Raw genomic sequence first — 15,144 nt, 5'->3', positions numbered from 1 at the left:
GTGCGCGCCTCGGTCGAGGTCGCCGACATCTTCCGTGCTGCCGGACCCGCCTACCGGGCCGCCCATACCGGGCACCTGAGCCTCGCCCAGCTCAAGGTCATGTCGGCGATCGAGCACTGCCGCACCGCGGCCCTTGGCGGTCACGTCGAAGCCTGCGAGGACTGCGGCCAATGGCGGATCGCCTACAACTCCTGCCGCAACCGGCACTGCCCGAAGTGCCAGGGCGCGGCGGCGCGGACTTGGCTGGCCGAGCGCGAGGCCGACCTGCTGCCGGTTGGCTACTTCCACGTTGTCTTCACGCTCCCGGCCGAGGTCGCCGACATAGCCTTCCAGAACAAGGCGCTCGTCTACGACCTGCTGTTCAAGGCGGCATCGGAGACGATGCTGACTATCGCCGCCGACCCGAAGCACCTCGGCGCCAGGATCGGCATCACCGCCGTCTTACACACATGGGGCTCGGCGCTGACCCACCACCCGCATGTCCACATGATCGTGCCGGGCGGCGGCATCGCGCCGGGCGGAAGCCGCTGGGTCTCGTCGCGTCCGGCCTTCCTGCTCCCGGTGAGGGTTCTCGGCAGGCTGTTCCGCCGCCTGTTCCTCTCCCGGCTGGTCGCGCTGCACGACGCTGGCCGGCTCACCTACTTCGGAACAATGGCGCACCTGGCAGATCGGCGGGCATTCCTGCGCCACCTGTCGCCGGTCCGGAACAAGCGCTGGGTGGTCTATGCCAAGGCCCCGTTCGCCGGGCCGGAGGCGGTGCTCGCCTATCTGTCGCGCTACACCCACCGGGTCGCGATCTCAAACAGCCGCCTGATCGCCTTAGACAAGAACAGCGTCACCTTCCGCTACAAGGACTACCGCCGCGACGGCGCCGATCGCCAGCAGGTCATGACACTGGCGACCGACGAGTTCATCCGCCGCTTCCTGCTTCATGTTCTGCCGCGCGCCTTCCATCGCATCCGGCACTATGGGCTACTTGCCAGCAGTTCCCGCAACACGAGCCTCGCACTCGCCCGCGAGCTGCTCGCGGTCGTGCCTCCCCCCACGAACGACCCTGCGGCGGAACCGGACGACTTCCGGCCGCCATGCCCCTGCTGCGGCGGACGCATGATCATCATCGAGACGTTCGAACGATGGAGGCAGCCGCGCGGACCGCCGCACAAGGCGGCGACAGACCGGGAGAACTGTCCATGACCCCGCATGGTATGATCCAGCCTTCAGCCGCAGGCACCCAGCCTCCGGCAACGGACCCACCCGTCTCTATGGTGATCATCGACGCCGAACCGGCCGCGTCCGGCCGCGCGACGAGCCGACGATACCGCATGGCTGAAAGGCAAAGCGGTCCGGCCGCATCAAACCCGCCGCTTCCCGGCGGCGGTCGCGCCATCGCCGACACCAGCCGCAAATCGAAATCCCCATAGCCATCGACTGTGGCCCGCGGGTTCCTTCCTCGGGGACTTTCGTACGCCTGCCGGCGCCCGAAACTCTTCACGCTTCCTGCCTGTCCGGTTTCAGTTGTAGCATTCAGAAAGCGGACATACTCGCCCGAGTTCGCTCCGGGGTTGCAGAAAGCGCTTGGCTGGCGACTCGCTTCAAGCTTTCATGTGGCCTGGGGAGGAATCAACATGCCGTCACTCGATTTCGAGGCCGAAAAGGCCGCATTCCGTGACTACTATAACGACAATGCTCAGCGCCTTGACCAGGCGAAGAGTGCGTTCCTGACGCTTCTGAGCTCGCTTCTCGCCCACGGCGATCACGTTGTGACGGCTACCGGCCGCATCAAGGATCGCGAGGAATCGATCAAGAAATTTACACGCAAGTATCAAGAAGCTCTCGAAAAGAGCCAAACGCCCTACGAAATCAAGGATAACATCACCGATCTGATCGGCCTGCGCCTCGTTTGCCTGTACGACGACGAGATCGAGCCGGTGGGCGAACTGGTCCGTCAGCACTTCAACGTGATCGACGTGACCGATAAGACTGCCGAGATTGAGAGGACCGAGAACTTGTTCGGCTACAAGGGTCTGCACCTCGACCTCAGGCTCGATGGCGCGCGCGCCGCAATGCCGGAATATCAGTTATTCGCTCCGTTTCGCTTCGAGCTTCAAATCCGAACGATTGTCCAAGACTCGTGGAGCACGCTCGACCACAAGATCAAATATAAGAAATCGATCCCTGCCTCACTGAAGCGCCGTATCAACACGCTTGCCGCCTTGTTTGAGCTAGCTGACCGCGAGTTCCGCCAGGTTCGCGACGAGACGACAAGCGAAATCGAGAAGGCTGAGGCAGAGCCTGAGGCGGAAGTTGCGGAACCTGCCCCGGACGATGCCGTTGCCGAGCCGTCTAGCTCGAATGATGACATCGAGCGCGGGCAATACGCTCCCCTAAACGCCTTTAGGCTGCTGCGCGTCGCTCGCCACTTCTTCCCAGACGTAGACTTCGAGCCCAGTAGGCTCGACGGCTTCACCGCCGAGGTGATTGAGCGGCAGCCCCAAATCAGCCGGGGCAAATTCAACTACTATCTTCGATCGAAGATTGGGCTCGTGCGCCGCTATAAGACCCTCTTCTTGGAGAGCGGCCGGGGCGACAAGTTCAACGCGTTCACAGAGATGCGGCACGCCCTGTACGCGGCTAATCCCGATGCGTTCGCCGGCATGCTGACGAACATCGCGCGCGAGAACTTCGACACTTGGCGCGCGGCCAATGATCTACAAGAAGAAGGGTAGCCGACTTACCCTGAGCCACGCCTGCATCGGGGCCGTTTTCAGACTGGCGGCTTTCGGGTCAACAGAGCGAGGTTAGCTGCCGTTCATCGCAAGCAGCGCGTCCGAGGATTACCGCCCTCGAAGCCAATTCTGGTCTCTCAAATGATTTCCCCTTGCCGTTCCTAATTTTGAATAGACTTTAATCTCGCGATACCTTCACTGGAAGCGTATTGAAGCAGGCTCTAACCACAGCTGCTGCTGGCGACGCTTATTTAGGACACAACCGAAAAGGAGGCTCAGCACATCGCGACCCGCGGCGAAGAAATAGACGCAGCCTTTGATGACGCGCTCGCCGCGCTCGATGCGCTGCGTCTGGAGCATTACGAAGACGCCACCATTCGCTCGATCATCGAGCGCTTGGGGTCGCGGGTCGAGCGCTTTTTCAAGACGGCGGTTTTCCCGGGCGCCATTGCTGCCGAAACATTCGATACCCTTATCAACCGTCTTAAGGCGATCGGTATCGACAAAACTGTACGTCGTCAGCTGCATGGTCTGCGCGACCTCTACAATGACGCCAAGCACGATCCGACCACACCCATTCGCCTGAAGCGCACGGTCGATATGGCAACCGCAGGGCGGGCAGCCGTTCAGACGCTGATCGAGGCTGGAATCGGCGCGACTTCGGCGCCGGTCGAGACGGTAATCAGTCGCCTGCTGTGGATCTCGGCTTATGACGTCTATGTCGGCGGCGTTACTGAAGTTTATGTAAGTCTGCCGCTCCCCGAGGATATCTTCGCCACCCATCTCGACCTTGTATGGATCAAAGGGCTAGAGTGGGACACGATGAAGGCGGAGCTGCTCGCGACCGGCTGCTTCCATTATGGCAAGGAGCACTTCGATCCGGTCGTCTATAGCCGGTTCGTCGAGGAGCAGGATTTTCTCAACGCCGGCATTTGGGACGGCGACTACCGGCAGCTCATCCGGATCATTTCGAAATATGAGGACCGGCCAACAGCCGCCCGGCTCATCCCGGACCTGCGACGTGACCATATGTGTATCGCTGTTCTTTCCGCGATCGCGCTAGCCGCTGTGGACGTCGCAACCGTGGCGCCCGCCCCAGTGGCCGTCGAGAAGCTACGGAGCCAAATCTTGGAACATGCCGATGAGGTCTATGCGATGCCCAACGAGCGCGTCTGGGTACACGCGGCCGCGACCGGTCTGGCCGAATTAATCGTCCAGCTCCCCATTGCATCGTGGGCACAGCTCAGCGGTCCGTTCTGGAATCTCTGGAATCCCAAGCAGCTAAATGCCGTGGTTGCGCCAGCCGACTTGAAGAAGGTCCCGTACGTAATCGACGACGCGAACAGGGTTGTCATCACTTGAAGCGAGCGTGGTCATCGATCCCGCAAACGACAATGGTTGGGGGTTGAGGCTTGCATGCGCTGAAAATCGGACCGGCTCGGTGATAGTTTGATTTGGCTGCTACTAGTACGAGGGGGAATTTTTGGCAGAGCCATTGAGGAAGAGAAAAGACGGCGGGGAGCTCTATCGCCGGCGCGATGAGGTTGAAGCTCTGATCGATCGATTGGAAGAGCTGCCTCGCGATGAACTGATCGAGCGTATGCGCATCGCGTCGCCGGCGCACCCAGATTTCTTGCCGCCGGAGTGCCTGCTGCATTTCGTCCGCAAGTCGAAGCGCGATAACTCCACCCGTCACTTCGAACTCATGTACAAGGCGCTCATCGCCAGAGTGGAACGTGCGGCCACGGTCGCCAGGGCCATTCACTACGTAGATGGCAAGCGCGCCATCACCGCGCGAGCGGCAAAGATCATTGAGGCCGTCATTTTCGTGTTCGAGGTCAAGCTGACGCAGGATCGGAACGGCTACTACGACGGCCTCGACTACTTCGAGATCAACTTCGCATCCGCCGTGAAGCTGCTGCGATCCACTGCCCGCACCAAAACCGACACCGAGGAGAGCCGCGAGCAGCCGCTTTGCTACAACGACGATGAGGCCATCTCTCCCGAGGTGGAAGCAGCCGCCGGTTCGTTCGATCCCTTCAACCCCGAAAAAATCGACGATCCGACTTACCGGTCGGCGCTGGGTGCTGCGATCAGGGAACTACCGGCAAACGAGCGCGAAGTCGTTGTGCTCATGCTTAAGGGCTATCAAATTGATTCAAACGAAACCAACACGATCACGGTCAGGAGCATCGTCGGATGCGCTGAGAAGACGGTCCGCAATCGAAGGGACCGCGCTCTCGATAAGCTCCGACAAGCACTGGAGGCGCTAGAATGATCCGTCACCCAGACGAGACCGAGGAAGTTCTCGCAGCTTTCGCAATCGAACCGAGCCACGACAAGGAAACGCTAGACCGTTACCTCTCTGCGTACCCGGATCTCAGATCCGACCTCCTTGCCCTCGCTCTGGAGCTTGAGTTCGACGAGATCGACGATTCTTCGCTCGATCTCGAATCCTCTGTCGTCGCCGACTCCTGGGCGAGATATTCGCAGATATCTTCAGAGCCGCTAACCGCAGCGCGTTTCACGAGGGAGGTGGCGAGGTCTCTGCGCGTGAAGACCGCGGTCGTGGTACAACTGCGTGACCGCGCGATATTGTTCGCGTCCATCCCACAGCGATTCTTCGCACGCCTCGCGAAAGCCTTGGGAGCAGGCCTCGAAGAGCTATCGGCGTACCTCGATGCACCCCGAAACTTGGCGCCGGGCGCGAGCTACAAATCGGGCCGCAAGCCCGCCGCTGCGCAACAGATGACGCTGGCCGACGTCATGAGAGAATGCGGCCACACTTCCGAAGAGATCGCGAAGCTGCTCGACGAGGAGTGACATGGACGGGATCGAAATCGCACGTCGTCGCGCCGCCGAGATCAACCGAGAGCTGATCGCGAAGGGCTCGGACATCACCAAGCCCTACCAACTGGCACTGGCCGCGGCCGACGCTGCGGGTGTCGAAGTACAGAAGGTCGATAGGGGCAGCCCGATGCTCAACGGCGCCAGGGCGGTCTACGATCCGGCCACGCCGCTGATCACGCACGAAGCAACCGGTTCCGACTTCGAAGACGCTTTTCTGGTCGCCCATGAGGTCGGCCACGTCCAGTTGGGGGACCGCACCCAGCGGGACGAAGCCAGGCACATCGATCCGTCCCGCTCTTCGGAGATGCCACCGGTCGGCGCAGAGCGGGTGGAGGACTACAGCCGTCGCCAGCGGCGAGAGGTCCAGATGGATTTATTCGCAAGAGAACTTCTCCTGCCTCGCGCGACTGCCAAGGCTCTTCATGTCGAAAGCGCCATGACGTCGGAAGACCTCATGCGGATGATAGGAGCGCCGCGCCCCGCCATCCTCCAGCAATTGCTCGATGCGCTGCTGCTGCCAGAAGCCGATCCAGAACTCATTAAGGTGCCTGTGGAACGCCCCCTGAACGAGAAACAAAGGGAGGCCGCCGAACACTGGGGCGAGCCCTACCTCCTCGAGGCTGGTCCGGGCACCGGCAAGACGCAGACCCTGGTCGGACGAGTCGCATGGCTGTTAGCCAAAAAAGTCGACCCGCGCAGTATCCTGGTGCTCACTTTCTCCAACAAGGCGGCGGGCGAACTGTTCGATCGCATCGCCGCCTTGGACGCCGCTTCAGCGGCAGCCATGTGGATCGGAACGTTCCACTCCTTCGGCCTGGACCTCATCCGTCGCTTCCACGACCGTCTGGGTTTGCCCGATGATCCAAAGATGATCGATCGCGCCGATGCCATCGGCCTGCTCGAAGTCGAAGCGCCCAAGCTCGATCTCCAGCACTACAAGAACCTCTGGGATCCGACCGAGAACCTCGACAAGATCCTCGCTGCCATCTCGCGGGCGAAGGACGAGCTGGCAGGCCCGATCGAGTTCGAGCACCTGGTCACCCTCATGGCAGCGGCGGCTGAAACGGTTGAAGCTAGGGTCGAGGCCGAAAAGCAGGCCGAGGTCGCCCGCGTCTACAAGCGATACGAAGAGATCAAAGGCGCAATGCCCCGGCTGGATTTCGGCGACCTCGTCACTCTACCAGTCAAGCTGCTGACCGAGCACGAAGACGTCAGGTCGGAGCTCTCTGTGCGCTATGCACACGTGCTCGTTGACGAGTACCAGGACGTCAACCGCAGCAGCGTCGAACTCCTTAGGAAATTGCGCCCCACGGGCAAACATCTCTGGGCCGTCGGAGACGCCAAGCAATCCATCTACCGATTCCGAGGCGCGTCGTCGGTCAACCTCGCGAACTTCGCCAAGGACTTCCTTGGAGCAAAGGATGGCCGACTGACCATCAACTACCGGTCCACCGGCGAGATCGTAGCGACCTTCTCCAAGTTCGCGGAGGAAATGAACGTAGCCCGCGGCAAGGATTCCTCGCTTGAAGCCGCCAGGGGCGCGTCCGGTCACTTCCCTGAGCATCGTCAGGTCGACTATGCCGCCGACGAGATGGAAGCGGTCGCTGAGGCCATCGAGGCCTTCAGGGCCGAGGGCATCGACTACAGGGACCAAGCGATCCTATGCACCGGTAACGACAAGCTGGCCAAGTTCGGCGCCGCCCTCGAGAGCCTTGGCATCCCAGTACTGCATCTGGGCAGCATCTTCGAACGGCCGGAGATAAAGGACCTGCTGTCGATCCTGTCCATGCTGGTCGACGGTCGGGCCATGGGCATAGTCAGAGCGGCCACAATGCCGCAGTTCGCGATGGGCATCGCCGATGCCGCCCATGTCATCCAGTCGCTCGCGGCCGGCACCGCTCCAGAGCCCGCCTGGTCCGCGACTGCGGAGCACCTCCCAGGACTGACCGCTGGTGGCAGAATCGCGCTGGCCGCAATAGGAAAAGTTATGGCAGGATTCGACGAGAAGTCGCAGCCTTGGGACATCCTCTCTGCGCTTCTGCTGGATCGCACCCGCATCGCGGCCGACCTCGGAACGGGCGCCACCATCGCATCGCGCGCGAAGAGCATAGCCGTCTGGCAGCTCATGAACTTCGTACGAAATCCGGCACCAGGCCGAGGCCTGCCCATCGTTCGACTGCTGGATCGGATTCGGCGCCTCGTTCGGCTCGCCGACGAGCGCGATCTGCGGCAGCTTCCAGCCTCCGCTCAGGGCTTGGACGCCGTTCGCCTCATGACCATCCATGGCTCCAAGGGACTGGAGTTCCGGGCCGTCCACTTCCCCGGCGTGAACTCTAACAGCCTGCCCCGTTCGCCCAATATGTTTCAGGGCATCGAGACGGCCGATGGTCTGATCCAAGGTCTCGAAGGAACCGGCAAGGAAATGCGCCACCGGGCCCATCTCGACGAGCAGGAATGCCTGTTCTACGTGGCCATGTCCCGAGCCCGGGACCGCTTGACGCTCTACACCCCGACGAAGAATGCCGCGGGCTCGAGGTGGGGGCATTCGGTATATATCGACCGTATCGTGCCACCGGCGACCAGGGCCCACATCGATCCGGCCCTGGAGCTGCCGCCGGAGGACGCGGGAAAGGTGGACATCCTGTTCGAAGACACCGTTTCGATCGGCGACACAAAGTTGGCCACGTATGACAGCTGCCCTCGCCGATTCTACTACTCCTATCTGCTCGAGGTAGGCGGGAAGCGGTTCGAGACCACCTTCATGAAGATGCACGATGCCGTACAGCTGGTCGTGGACTGGATGGTGAAGGAAGCGCCCAATCAGGTCGACCCCGCTGACGTCGATCGGCGCCTCGGAGCGGCGCTCGAGGAGACCGGTGTCAGCGCGAACGGCTATGCCGAGGAATACCGGGCCATCGCCGAGACGCTGATCGCGAAACTGGTCGAGAGCCGTGCTGGGATGACCAAGATCGCCAATCCTGGGATCCTTCTCAATTCCGGCCCGGCCACGATCGATGTCCGGGTAGACGACATCCTCGAGGACGCTGCAGGCATAATGCTGGTTCGCCGGGTCAGAACTGGTCACGCCACGAAGAAGTCGCAGACGGACGCAGCCTCGACGTCGTTCTTCTTCGCTGCGCAGGAGTCCTTCCCCGGGTCGACGATTGAGGTCGTGCACCTTGCCGATAGCGAGCCGATGCGGATCGAAATCGACCCGAAGAAGCTGACTGCGCGACGCGCAGCCGTCGACAACGTGATTTCTTCCATCCTGGCCGGCGACCTTCCCGCTGAGCGAAGCAGCCGGTCGTGCCCGCGCTGCCCGGCCTTTTTCATCTGTGGCGCCCTGCCCCCCGGAACGCTTGTAAAAAAGTTTCGGGCAGCGTTACCGGTTCAGTCTAGAGGCTCCGATTAGTTCTTCAGAGGGCCCGCACCACGCGGCTGTCCCGTGGAGAACACCGAACCATGACTACCGAACACCGTGCGGCCGAGGCCGCCATTACCGCCTTCCGCGTCCGCCTCACCAAGGACGGCGTGAACTATCACGATACCTCCGTCGCCGATCCGATTGCCCTTGGGCGACAGATCTTGGCCGCGGCCGGCGTCCGCGACGTGGAGAACTACTCGCTGTTCGCGATCCTGCCCAACGGCGAGTTCGAGGACATCCGCCTGGACGAGACCTTCGACCTCCGCGGCAAGGGCACCGAGGTCTTCGCCTATTTCGAGACCGATCGCTCGTTCAACTTCACCATCGAAGAGCGCCAGATGTCCTGGGGCAGGAACCTCATCAGCGGTAAGGCACTCCGCAATCTGGCCGGTGTCGACGAGCGCTACACCATTTATCTTGAAGTGCGCGGCAGCCATGATCGCCCGATCGCCGACACCGATCTGGTGGATCTGTCCGGCAACGGCATCGAGCGCTTCATCACCGTGATCCGTGAAACGACGGAGGGGCTGGTTGCCCTTCCGTCGGTCGACCGCCGTTACCTCGAGGACAATGGCCTGACCTATGAGATCATCGGCGAAGCCGGTTCCGGTGCCGTCGTCATCAAGAACTTCCCGCTCCCGCCGGGCAAGTTCGACCGCGAGGCCGTCGACATCATGATCCAGCTACCGGCTGGCTATCCGGACGCCAGCGTCGACATGTTCTATACGTCGCCCTGGATTAAGCTGAAGTCGACCGGTGGCTACGCCAAGTGCGCCGATGTCGCCCATCAGTTCGCCGGCACCAACTGGCAGCGCTGGTCCCGCCACGCCGACTGGCGTGCCGGCATCGATGGAGTTCGCACCATGGTCGCCCGCGCCGAGCTGGCGTTCCAGAAGGCGGCCTGAGATGACCACCGTCGACGTCACCATTCTCGAGCAGCACATGGTTCTGCTCCGCCCGCTGCTTCCGGGGCGCGATGCGCCGGAAGCGGCGGCCTATGCGCTGTTGGGCTCCTCCGACATCATCGCCGATCCTTGGACCGCCGAACCCCGTTTGCGTCTGGTAACCCACCAGGTGGTCGACATCCCGGCGGCCGAGAGGATCAGCGCCTCGCCGACGCATGTGACCTGGAGCACTACTGCTTTCATGCGGCTGCTCTGCGATGCCTTGATCGCTGGCAAGGTGCCCGCGATCGTGCACACCCATCCGGGCAGCCACGCCTTTTTCTCCGACCAGGACGACCGCAACGAGCGTGAGCTAGCCCGCACCGCGCATCTCAAGGGCGTGCGCGGTCTGGTCAGCATCGTGCTCGGCGGTGATGGCTCGGTGTGCGCCCGAATCTGGCTTGACGGGAATACCTGGTTTCTGGCCGATGCCGTGCAGATCGTCGGCGGCCGCTACGCACGCCACACGTCTGCGCAGATGGAGGGCATGGTTTCGTCGCATCTCGATCGCCAGCGCCGCCTCTTTGGCGACGGCTTCAACGTGACGTTGCGCTCGCTCCGGGTCTGCGTCGTCGGTTGCGGCGGCACCGGCAGTCCGGTGGCGCTTTTGCTGGCCCGGCTCGGCGTCGGTCGCATCTACCTAATCGACAACGACACCTTGGCCGAAAGCAACCTCAACCGCGTTCACGGCTCCCACAGGTCCGATGTTGGGATGCCCAAGGTCGATATCCTCAAGCGCGAGATCGAGGCCATGGGCGTCGAGTGCCATCTTGTCACCAGCAAGGCTTGGGTGAAGTCGGTGGAGGTGCGCGACGCTCTCAAGGCGTCGGACTTCGTCTTCGGTTGCACCGACGACAACTCAGGCCGAATTTTCATCAATCGCCTCGCCTACTTCTATGGCATCCCGGTGATCGATGTCGGCCTCCGCATGGTTGCACCTACCGAGACGCACAGTGCCGACCTAAATGGCCGCGTGACTACCATACTGCCCGGACGCCCGTGCCTGATCTGCTCGGGCGTGGTGAACGCCGCGCGGGCGAACGAGGAGGATCTGGAGCGCACTCGTCCCGAGGAGTACCAGCGTCGCAAGGACGAGGCCTACGTCATCGGGGGCGGCGAACCCGCGCCGGCGGTCGTCACGTTCACCACCGAGATAGCCTCAGTGGCCGTCGACGAGTTGATCGCCGCTCTCACCGGCTTCCATGGAATAGAGGGCATGATCCCGAACCGAATTCGCCGTTGGCATGCCCGCGACGACCGCTTCATCGCCCACCCGCACCGCGACGGCTGCCCGGTCTGCAGTTCCGATTCAACCAGCGGCGCTGGCGACGTGACACCGTTCCTAGACATTGTGGGCTAGCAGGTGAAAAACAGCATCGCGCGCATCCTGCGCTTCCTCGGGGTCCTCCGGTTCGACCTAATCACCGAGAACACGCCGATCTTTCCCACCAGCGTAGTGATCCCACCTGGTAAACTGCTCGTCGTCCGCGACGGGCAGATCGAGAAGTGGGCATGCCTGTCCTGCCCGGGCGGGTGCGGTAAGACCATCAGCCTGTCGTTGAACCCTAGCCGCCGACCGCGTTGGAACGTGATCCGGGATTTCTGGCGTCGGCCCACAGTGCAACCGTCCGTGCATCAACTGAACGAGTGTGGCTGCCACTTCTGGATAAAGGGGGGCCGGATCGATTGGTGTGCCGACGGACGCCCAATATCCGCCCCAACACAGGAATCGGCCAACATAGTCTAGGCCGGATCCCACCCTACATGGACATCGCTTAGAGCAGTTCAGATTTTGACTGAATCTGCGGGATTCCCGTGAGAGTGGTTTTGTGATTCAAGATGCTGGCTGGATCGGAGGCCAGCATCAGATGACGGCTCCCCTTTCGAACGATCTACGTGAGCGTGTTGTTGGCGCGATCGAGGCTGGCGAGAGCTGCCGCTCGGTGGCGGCTCGTTTTGGCGTGGCGGTTTCGTCGGCGGTGAAGTGGTCGCAGCGCTATCGGGCGAATGGGTCTGTGGCACCGGGTAAGATGGGCGGCCACCGCAAGCGTGTTCTGGAGCCGCACCGGGCGTTCATCGTGGAACGGATCAACCAGACGTTGCATCTGTCGCTGCATGGGCTGAAGGACGAACTTGCGGCGCGCGGTGTGAAGGTCTCGCACGACACGGTATGGCATTTCCTGCGGCGCGAAGGATTGCGGTTCAAAAAAAACGCTATTCGCCCTTGAGCAAGCTCGCGCCGATGTTGCCCGCCGACGACAACGCTGGCGTTCCTGGCAGGCGGGTCTCGATCCGGAACGGCTGGTGTTCATCGACGAAACCTGGATCAAGACCAACATGGCACCGCTGCGCGGCTGGGGACCATGCGGCAAACGCCTGCGCGGCTTTGCTCCGCACGGCCACTGGCGCAAGCTGACCTTCCTCGGCGCCCTGCGGCTCGACCGTCTTGCTGCCCCTTGCGTCTTCGATGGACCGATCAACGGCGAGAGCTTCCGGGCCTATGTCGAGCAGCAGCTCGTGCCAGTGCTCCAGCCCGGCGACATCGTCGTCATGGATAATCTTGGCTCCCACAAGTCGGCCGCCATCCGGCAGATGATCCGCGCCGCAGGCGCCAGGCTTTGGTATCTGCCGCCATACTCGCCCGACCTCAACCCATGTATGGATGGCTCCTGCGGGTCAAGGGTGTCGGATTGGATTTGGTGAACAGGTCGGTTGCGGCCATGTATACGGCGTCTGAATGTGCAACGGGATCGCTGCGCGCCCTGATGAATATCCGCTTGGAGAACAGGTCCCACTCAATCGAGCGCGCTCGAGGCGCTTCGGATTGATCGGGGTGTCCTGGTTCTTCGTCTCCGTTTGTTCGCCATCACCTCACTTTGCCCTGACCATTCCGAGAGCCTGTCAGGCTGCCTGCGGCTCGTAACGCGATCCGTCCCTAAGGACTGCGAAGATTGTTCTTGCCATGCGATGCGCTAAAGCGATGGCGACGACCTTCGCCTTCTTCCGGTTCAACATGCTTGATAGCCAATCCGATCCCGGCTCGCGCTTGAGCCTACGTCTAAGCATGATCTGCGCCATTGCGCCCAGATATAGCAAACGTCGGATATAACGGTTGCCCATCTTCGAGATCCGGCCCACCCCGAACCATCGACGACACCTGGCGACACATCGGCCACCTCGTTTCAACCATCGAACCCAATGAATGCAGAAACTACTTCGCAAACGCTGGATACGCTTCTGTCAAAATCTGAAACGCTCTAGCTGACCGGACCGGCAGGTTTTGGGGTTTCGATTAAGACCGTTCAACGACCGAGATTGGGCGCGCAAAGCGGTCGTTGGCGAAGTAAAAAGGTCGAGGACTGTTCCTGTCGCCGTAACGCCGCCGCCAGTGCCGGCCGATTGTCCCGATTGGGACAACGGGCCCTGTATTCGGCCGTAACGCTGCTCAGACTTGAATTACTCGTCGGGCTTCTGCAGAACGGGCGACGAGGCATTGATGGTTTCTTGAAATTTCCGGAGACGCGAAACGACTTCGTCGAACGACAGTGGCTTTTCATCGAACATCATCGGCGGCATGCCACGGTTGTCGGAGCGCAGGTCCGCAGTCGCATTTCGGACGGCACGAGCTGAAGCGTCCCGGGCCGCGCCGTATCGTAGCTCGCCCAGCTAGAGCGGAAAAAGACCGCCTTGTTCTTGGCTACCTGTTCGAGCAGCTCAAAGTCGAAGGCCGCACCCTTCCCATCTTCGGTATCGAGCAGCATCGCTATATCGTAGTAATGCCGCGAGAGATATTGCGGCGTCGGCGTTTCCTCGGGCCTGTGCGCCTCGGCATCGAGGGCGGTTATCTTTCCCATAAAGTCCGCCGAACCGACAACACGGTCACTGTGGAATCCGGATCCTCGAAGAAATCTGGAAAATCTTCCGCCGCATAGGAACGGGTCGTCTTCTGTTCGGTAGGCCATGGGTCGCCACGGGCGCCGAACTCGAGCTTATGGAGCTGGCGCCGCAAGCTGCTTCGCCGCGGCCAACGTCTTTCGAACCATCTTTGCTTCCCAGCTGACCGGCGCCGAGCTGGACGAGAACATCGACCTCTCTTTATGCACCTACAACAAGAGCAACGCCGGCGATTCCAGCCCCTTAAACTTCCCTGTCGACCTTGGCGAAACGCACCTCGTTGGGCTCGGCGCGATAGGCCATGGCTCGCTCTGGGCGCTGGCGAGGCAATCCGGTCTGTCGGGGCGCCTGCATGTAGTTGATCACGAAGCTATCGAACTCTCAAACCTGCAGCGCTACGTGTTGGCAGGTCAGGCGGTGGTCGGCCTCTCTAAGGCGGCCCTCGCAACCAACGCCCTTCGGTCCACCGCCCTTGAAGTCGAGGCGCACCCTATGAAGTGGGCAGAATATGTTGCGCGCCGGGGCGACTGGGTATTCGACCGAGTGGGTGTGGCGCTTGACACCGCCGCCGACCGTCTAGCTGTCCAAGGTGCTCTGCCCCGATGGATCGCGAACGCCTGGACTCAGGAGCAAGATCTAGGCATCTCGCGGCATGGTTTCGATGACGGCCAGGCTTGCCTTTGCTGCATGTACATGCCGACCGGGAAATCCAAGGACGAACACCAACTGGTCGCGGAGGAACTCGGAATGCCGGAAGCACACGATGAGGTAAAAACGCTCCTGCAGACCAATACCGGAGTCCCCAATGAGTTCGTAGCTCGGGTGGCTACGGCGATGGCTGTGCCGTTTGAGCCGTTCGCCGCGTTTGTTGGCCAGCCCCTCCGTTCCTTTTATCAGCAGGCTATCTGCGGCGGTCTGGTGTTCCAGCTTAGCTATGGAAGTCGTCTCGTTCGAACCGTGGTTCCGATGGCCTTTCAATCAGCGCTTGCCGGGATCATGCTTGCCGCAGACCTGGTCAAGCATAGTGCGGGTTTTCCGATGAGTCCGACAACCAGCACTCGCGTGAATCTACTGCGCCCCCTTGGTTCTCACCTCCATGATCCGAAAGCCAGAGATTCCAGCGGCCGCTGCATCTGCAGCGATGAGGATTTCATTGCCGCCTCCAGGCTGAAATACGGCTGTGCCGTTGGACAGCTGAGCAACGGGTCCGCCTAAGAAATATCTGAAGTCTTCGTTACCGCGGACGGCGAGCTGTCAAGCGCTCACCGATGTTTTCGTCCACGATCGAGTGCCTGATGAGAGTGCG

14 protein-coding genes and 2 pseudogenes are annotated in these 15,144 nt (G+C 61.5%); 12 read left to right on the top strand and 4 right to left on the bottom strand.

Going from position 1 to position 15,144, the window contains the following annotated elements; genetic code table 11:
• The 3 genes from NKI20_RS19785 (at position 1) to NKI20_RS19775 (ending at position 2,726) form a co-directional block, all read left to right on the top strand.
• Positions 1–1,194, top strand: a complete 1,194-nt coding sequence (locus tag NKI20_RS19785) for an IS91 family transposase (protein ID WP_352833304.1) — start codon at positions 1–3, stop codon at positions 1,192–1,194.
• Complete coding sequence (locus NKI20_RS19780) at positions 1,191–1,421, top strand: hypothetical protein (protein ID WP_352833302.1); 231 nt, start codon at positions 1,191–1,193, stop codon at positions 1,419–1,421. Before NKI20_RS19785 ends, NKI20_RS19780 begins: the two co-directional genes overlap by 4 nt.
• Before the next feature lie 204 nt (positions 1,422–1,625).
• Positions 1,626–2,726 (top strand): GTP pyrophosphokinase, encoded by a 1,101-nt coding sequence (locus NKI20_RS19775; RefSeq protein ID WP_352833299.1) that lies wholly within the window; start codon positions 1,626–1,628, stop codon positions 2,724–2,726.
• A 195-nt stretch (positions 2,727–2,921) separates the two neighbouring features.
• Here the strand turns inward: NKI20_RS19775 and NKI20_RS19770 are convergent, their stop codons facing one another.
• Positions 2,922–3,086: a hypothetical protein gene (locus NKI20_RS19770; protein WP_352833296.1), complete on the bottom strand. Its 165-nt coding sequence runs from the start codon at positions 3,084–3,086 to the stop codon at positions 2,922–2,924.
• Between the two features lie 36 nt (positions 3,087–3,122).
• Here NKI20_RS19770 and NKI20_RS19765 point away from each other — a divergent pair, with 36 nt between their 5' ends.
• The 8 genes and pseudogenes from NKI20_RS19765 to NKI20_RS19730 form a co-directional block, all read left to right on the top strand.
• Positions 3,123–4,088, top strand: a complete 966-nt coding sequence (locus NKI20_RS19765; protein ID WP_352833293.1) for a hypothetical protein — start codon at positions 3,123–3,125, stop codon at positions 4,086–4,088.
• A gap of 121 nt (positions 4,089–4,209) precedes the next feature.
• A complete protein-coding gene (locus tag NKI20_RS19760) occupies positions 4,210–5,004 on the top strand; it encodes an RNA polymerase sigma factor (RefSeq protein ID WP_352833290.1) in 795 nt (264 codons plus the stop codon).
• Positions 5,001–5,549, top strand: coding sequence for a hypothetical protein (locus tag NKI20_RS19755; protein ID WP_352833287.1), 549 nt, complete (start codon positions 5,001–5,003; stop codon positions 5,547–5,549). The genes NKI20_RS19760 and NKI20_RS19755 overlap by 4 nt, the downstream gene beginning before the upstream one ends.
• 1 nt (position 5,550) lies before the next feature.
• Complete coding sequence (locus NKI20_RS19750; protein ID WP_352833284.1) at positions 5,551–8,988, top strand: ATP-dependent helicase; 3,438 nt, start codon at positions 5,551–5,553, stop codon at positions 8,986–8,988.
• Between the two features lie 50 nt (positions 8,989–9,038).
• On the top strand, positions 9,039–9,905 hold the full coding sequence (locus NKI20_RS19745) for a multiubiquitin domain-containing protein (RefSeq protein ID WP_352833281.1): 867 nt from the start codon (positions 9,039–9,041) through the stop codon (positions 9,903–9,905).
• A gap of 1 nt (position 9,906) precedes the next feature.
• The gene (locus tag NKI20_RS19740; protein WP_352833278.1) at positions 9,907–11,304 is read left to right on the top strand and encodes a ThiF family adenylyltransferase; all 1,398 of its coding nucleotides are present in this window, start codon (positions 9,907–9,909) and stop codon (positions 11,302–11,304) included.
• 3 nt (positions 11,305–11,307) lie between these two features.
• On the top strand, positions 11,308–11,691 hold the full coding sequence (locus NKI20_RS19735; protein WP_352833275.1) for a ubiquitination-like system serine protease family protein: 384 nt from the start codon (positions 11,308–11,310) through the stop codon (positions 11,689–11,691).
• Positions 11,692–11,812: 121 nt separating this feature from the next.
• A pseudogene (locus NKI20_RS19730) lies at positions 11,813–12,599 on the top strand (IS630 family transposase); the annotation flags it as partial.
• 246 nt (positions 12,600–12,845) lie between these two features.
• Here NKI20_RS19730 and NKI20_RS19725 read toward each other — a convergent pair.
• The 3 genes and pseudogenes from NKI20_RS19725 to NKI20_RS19710 form a co-directional block, all read right to left on the bottom strand.
• Positions 12,846–13,082: pseudogene (locus NKI20_RS19725) on the bottom strand (transposase); the annotation flags it as partial.
• A gap of 425 nt (positions 13,083–13,507) precedes the next feature.
• Entirely contained in the window at positions 13,508–13,798 is a 291-nt protein-coding gene (locus NKI20_RS19715; protein ID WP_352833272.1) for a hypothetical protein, read from the bottom strand.
• Complete coding sequence (locus tag NKI20_RS19710; RefSeq protein WP_352833270.1) at positions 13,786–13,953, bottom strand: nucleotidyl transferase AbiEii/AbiGii toxin family protein; 168 nt, start codon at positions 13,951–13,953, stop codon at positions 13,786–13,788. Before NKI20_RS19710 ends, NKI20_RS19715 begins: the two co-directional genes overlap by 13 nt.
• Here NKI20_RS19710 and NKI20_RS19705 point away from each other — a divergent pair.
• On the top strand, positions 13,905–15,053 hold the full coding sequence (locus tag NKI20_RS19705; protein WP_352833267.1) for a ThiF family adenylyltransferase: 1,149 nt from the start codon (positions 13,905–13,907) through the stop codon (positions 15,051–15,053). The two genes, NKI20_RS19710 and NKI20_RS19705, sit on opposite strands and share 49 nt — an antisense overlap.
• The last annotated feature ends 91 nt before the right edge of the window (positions 15,054–15,144 follow it).

This window comes from Mesorhizobium sp. M0830 (assembly GCF_040319965.1).
GTDB lineage: Bacteria > Pseudomonadota > Alphaproteobacteria > Rhizobiales > Rhizobiaceae > Mesorhizobium.
This window is presented reverse-complemented; position numbering and strand designations above follow the sequence as displayed.

Bases quoted from the DNA above. Each gene is read 5' to 3' on its own strand.
- NKI20_RS19780 (WP_352833302.1), top strand. From the start codon at position 1,191: ATGACCCCGCATGGTATGATCCAGCCTTCAGCCGCAGGCACCCAGCCT.
- NKI20_RS19775 (WP_352833299.1), top strand. From the start codon at position 1,626: ATGCCGTCACTCGATTTCGAGGCCGAAAAGGCCGCATTCCGTGACTAC.
- NKI20_RS19770 (WP_352833296.1), bottom strand. From the start codon at position 3,086: ATGCTCCAGACGCAGCGCATCGAGCGCGGCGAGCGCGTCATCAAAGGC.
- NKI20_RS19755 (WP_352833287.1), top strand. From the start codon at position 5,001: ATGATCCGTCACCCAGACGAGACCGAGGAAGTTCTCGCAGCTTTCGCA.
- NKI20_RS19750 (WP_352833284.1), top strand. From the start codon at position 5,551: ATGGACGGGATCGAAATCGCACGTCGTCGCGCCGCCGAGATCAACCGA.
- NKI20_RS19745 (WP_352833281.1), top strand. From the start codon at position 9,039: ATGACTACCGAACACCGTGCGGCCGAGGCCGCCATTACCGCCTTCCGC.
- NKI20_RS19740 (WP_352833278.1), top strand. From the start codon at position 9,907: ATGACCACCGTCGACGTCACCATTCTCGAGCAGCACATGGTTCTGCTC.
- NKI20_RS19715 (WP_352833272.1), bottom strand. From the start codon at position 13,798: ATGGGAAAGATAACCGCCCTCGATGCCGAGGCGCACAGGCCCGAGGAA.
- NKI20_RS19705 (WP_352833267.1), top strand. From the start codon at position 13,905: ATGGGTCGCCACGGGCGCCGAACTCGAGCTTATGGAGCTGGCGCCGCA.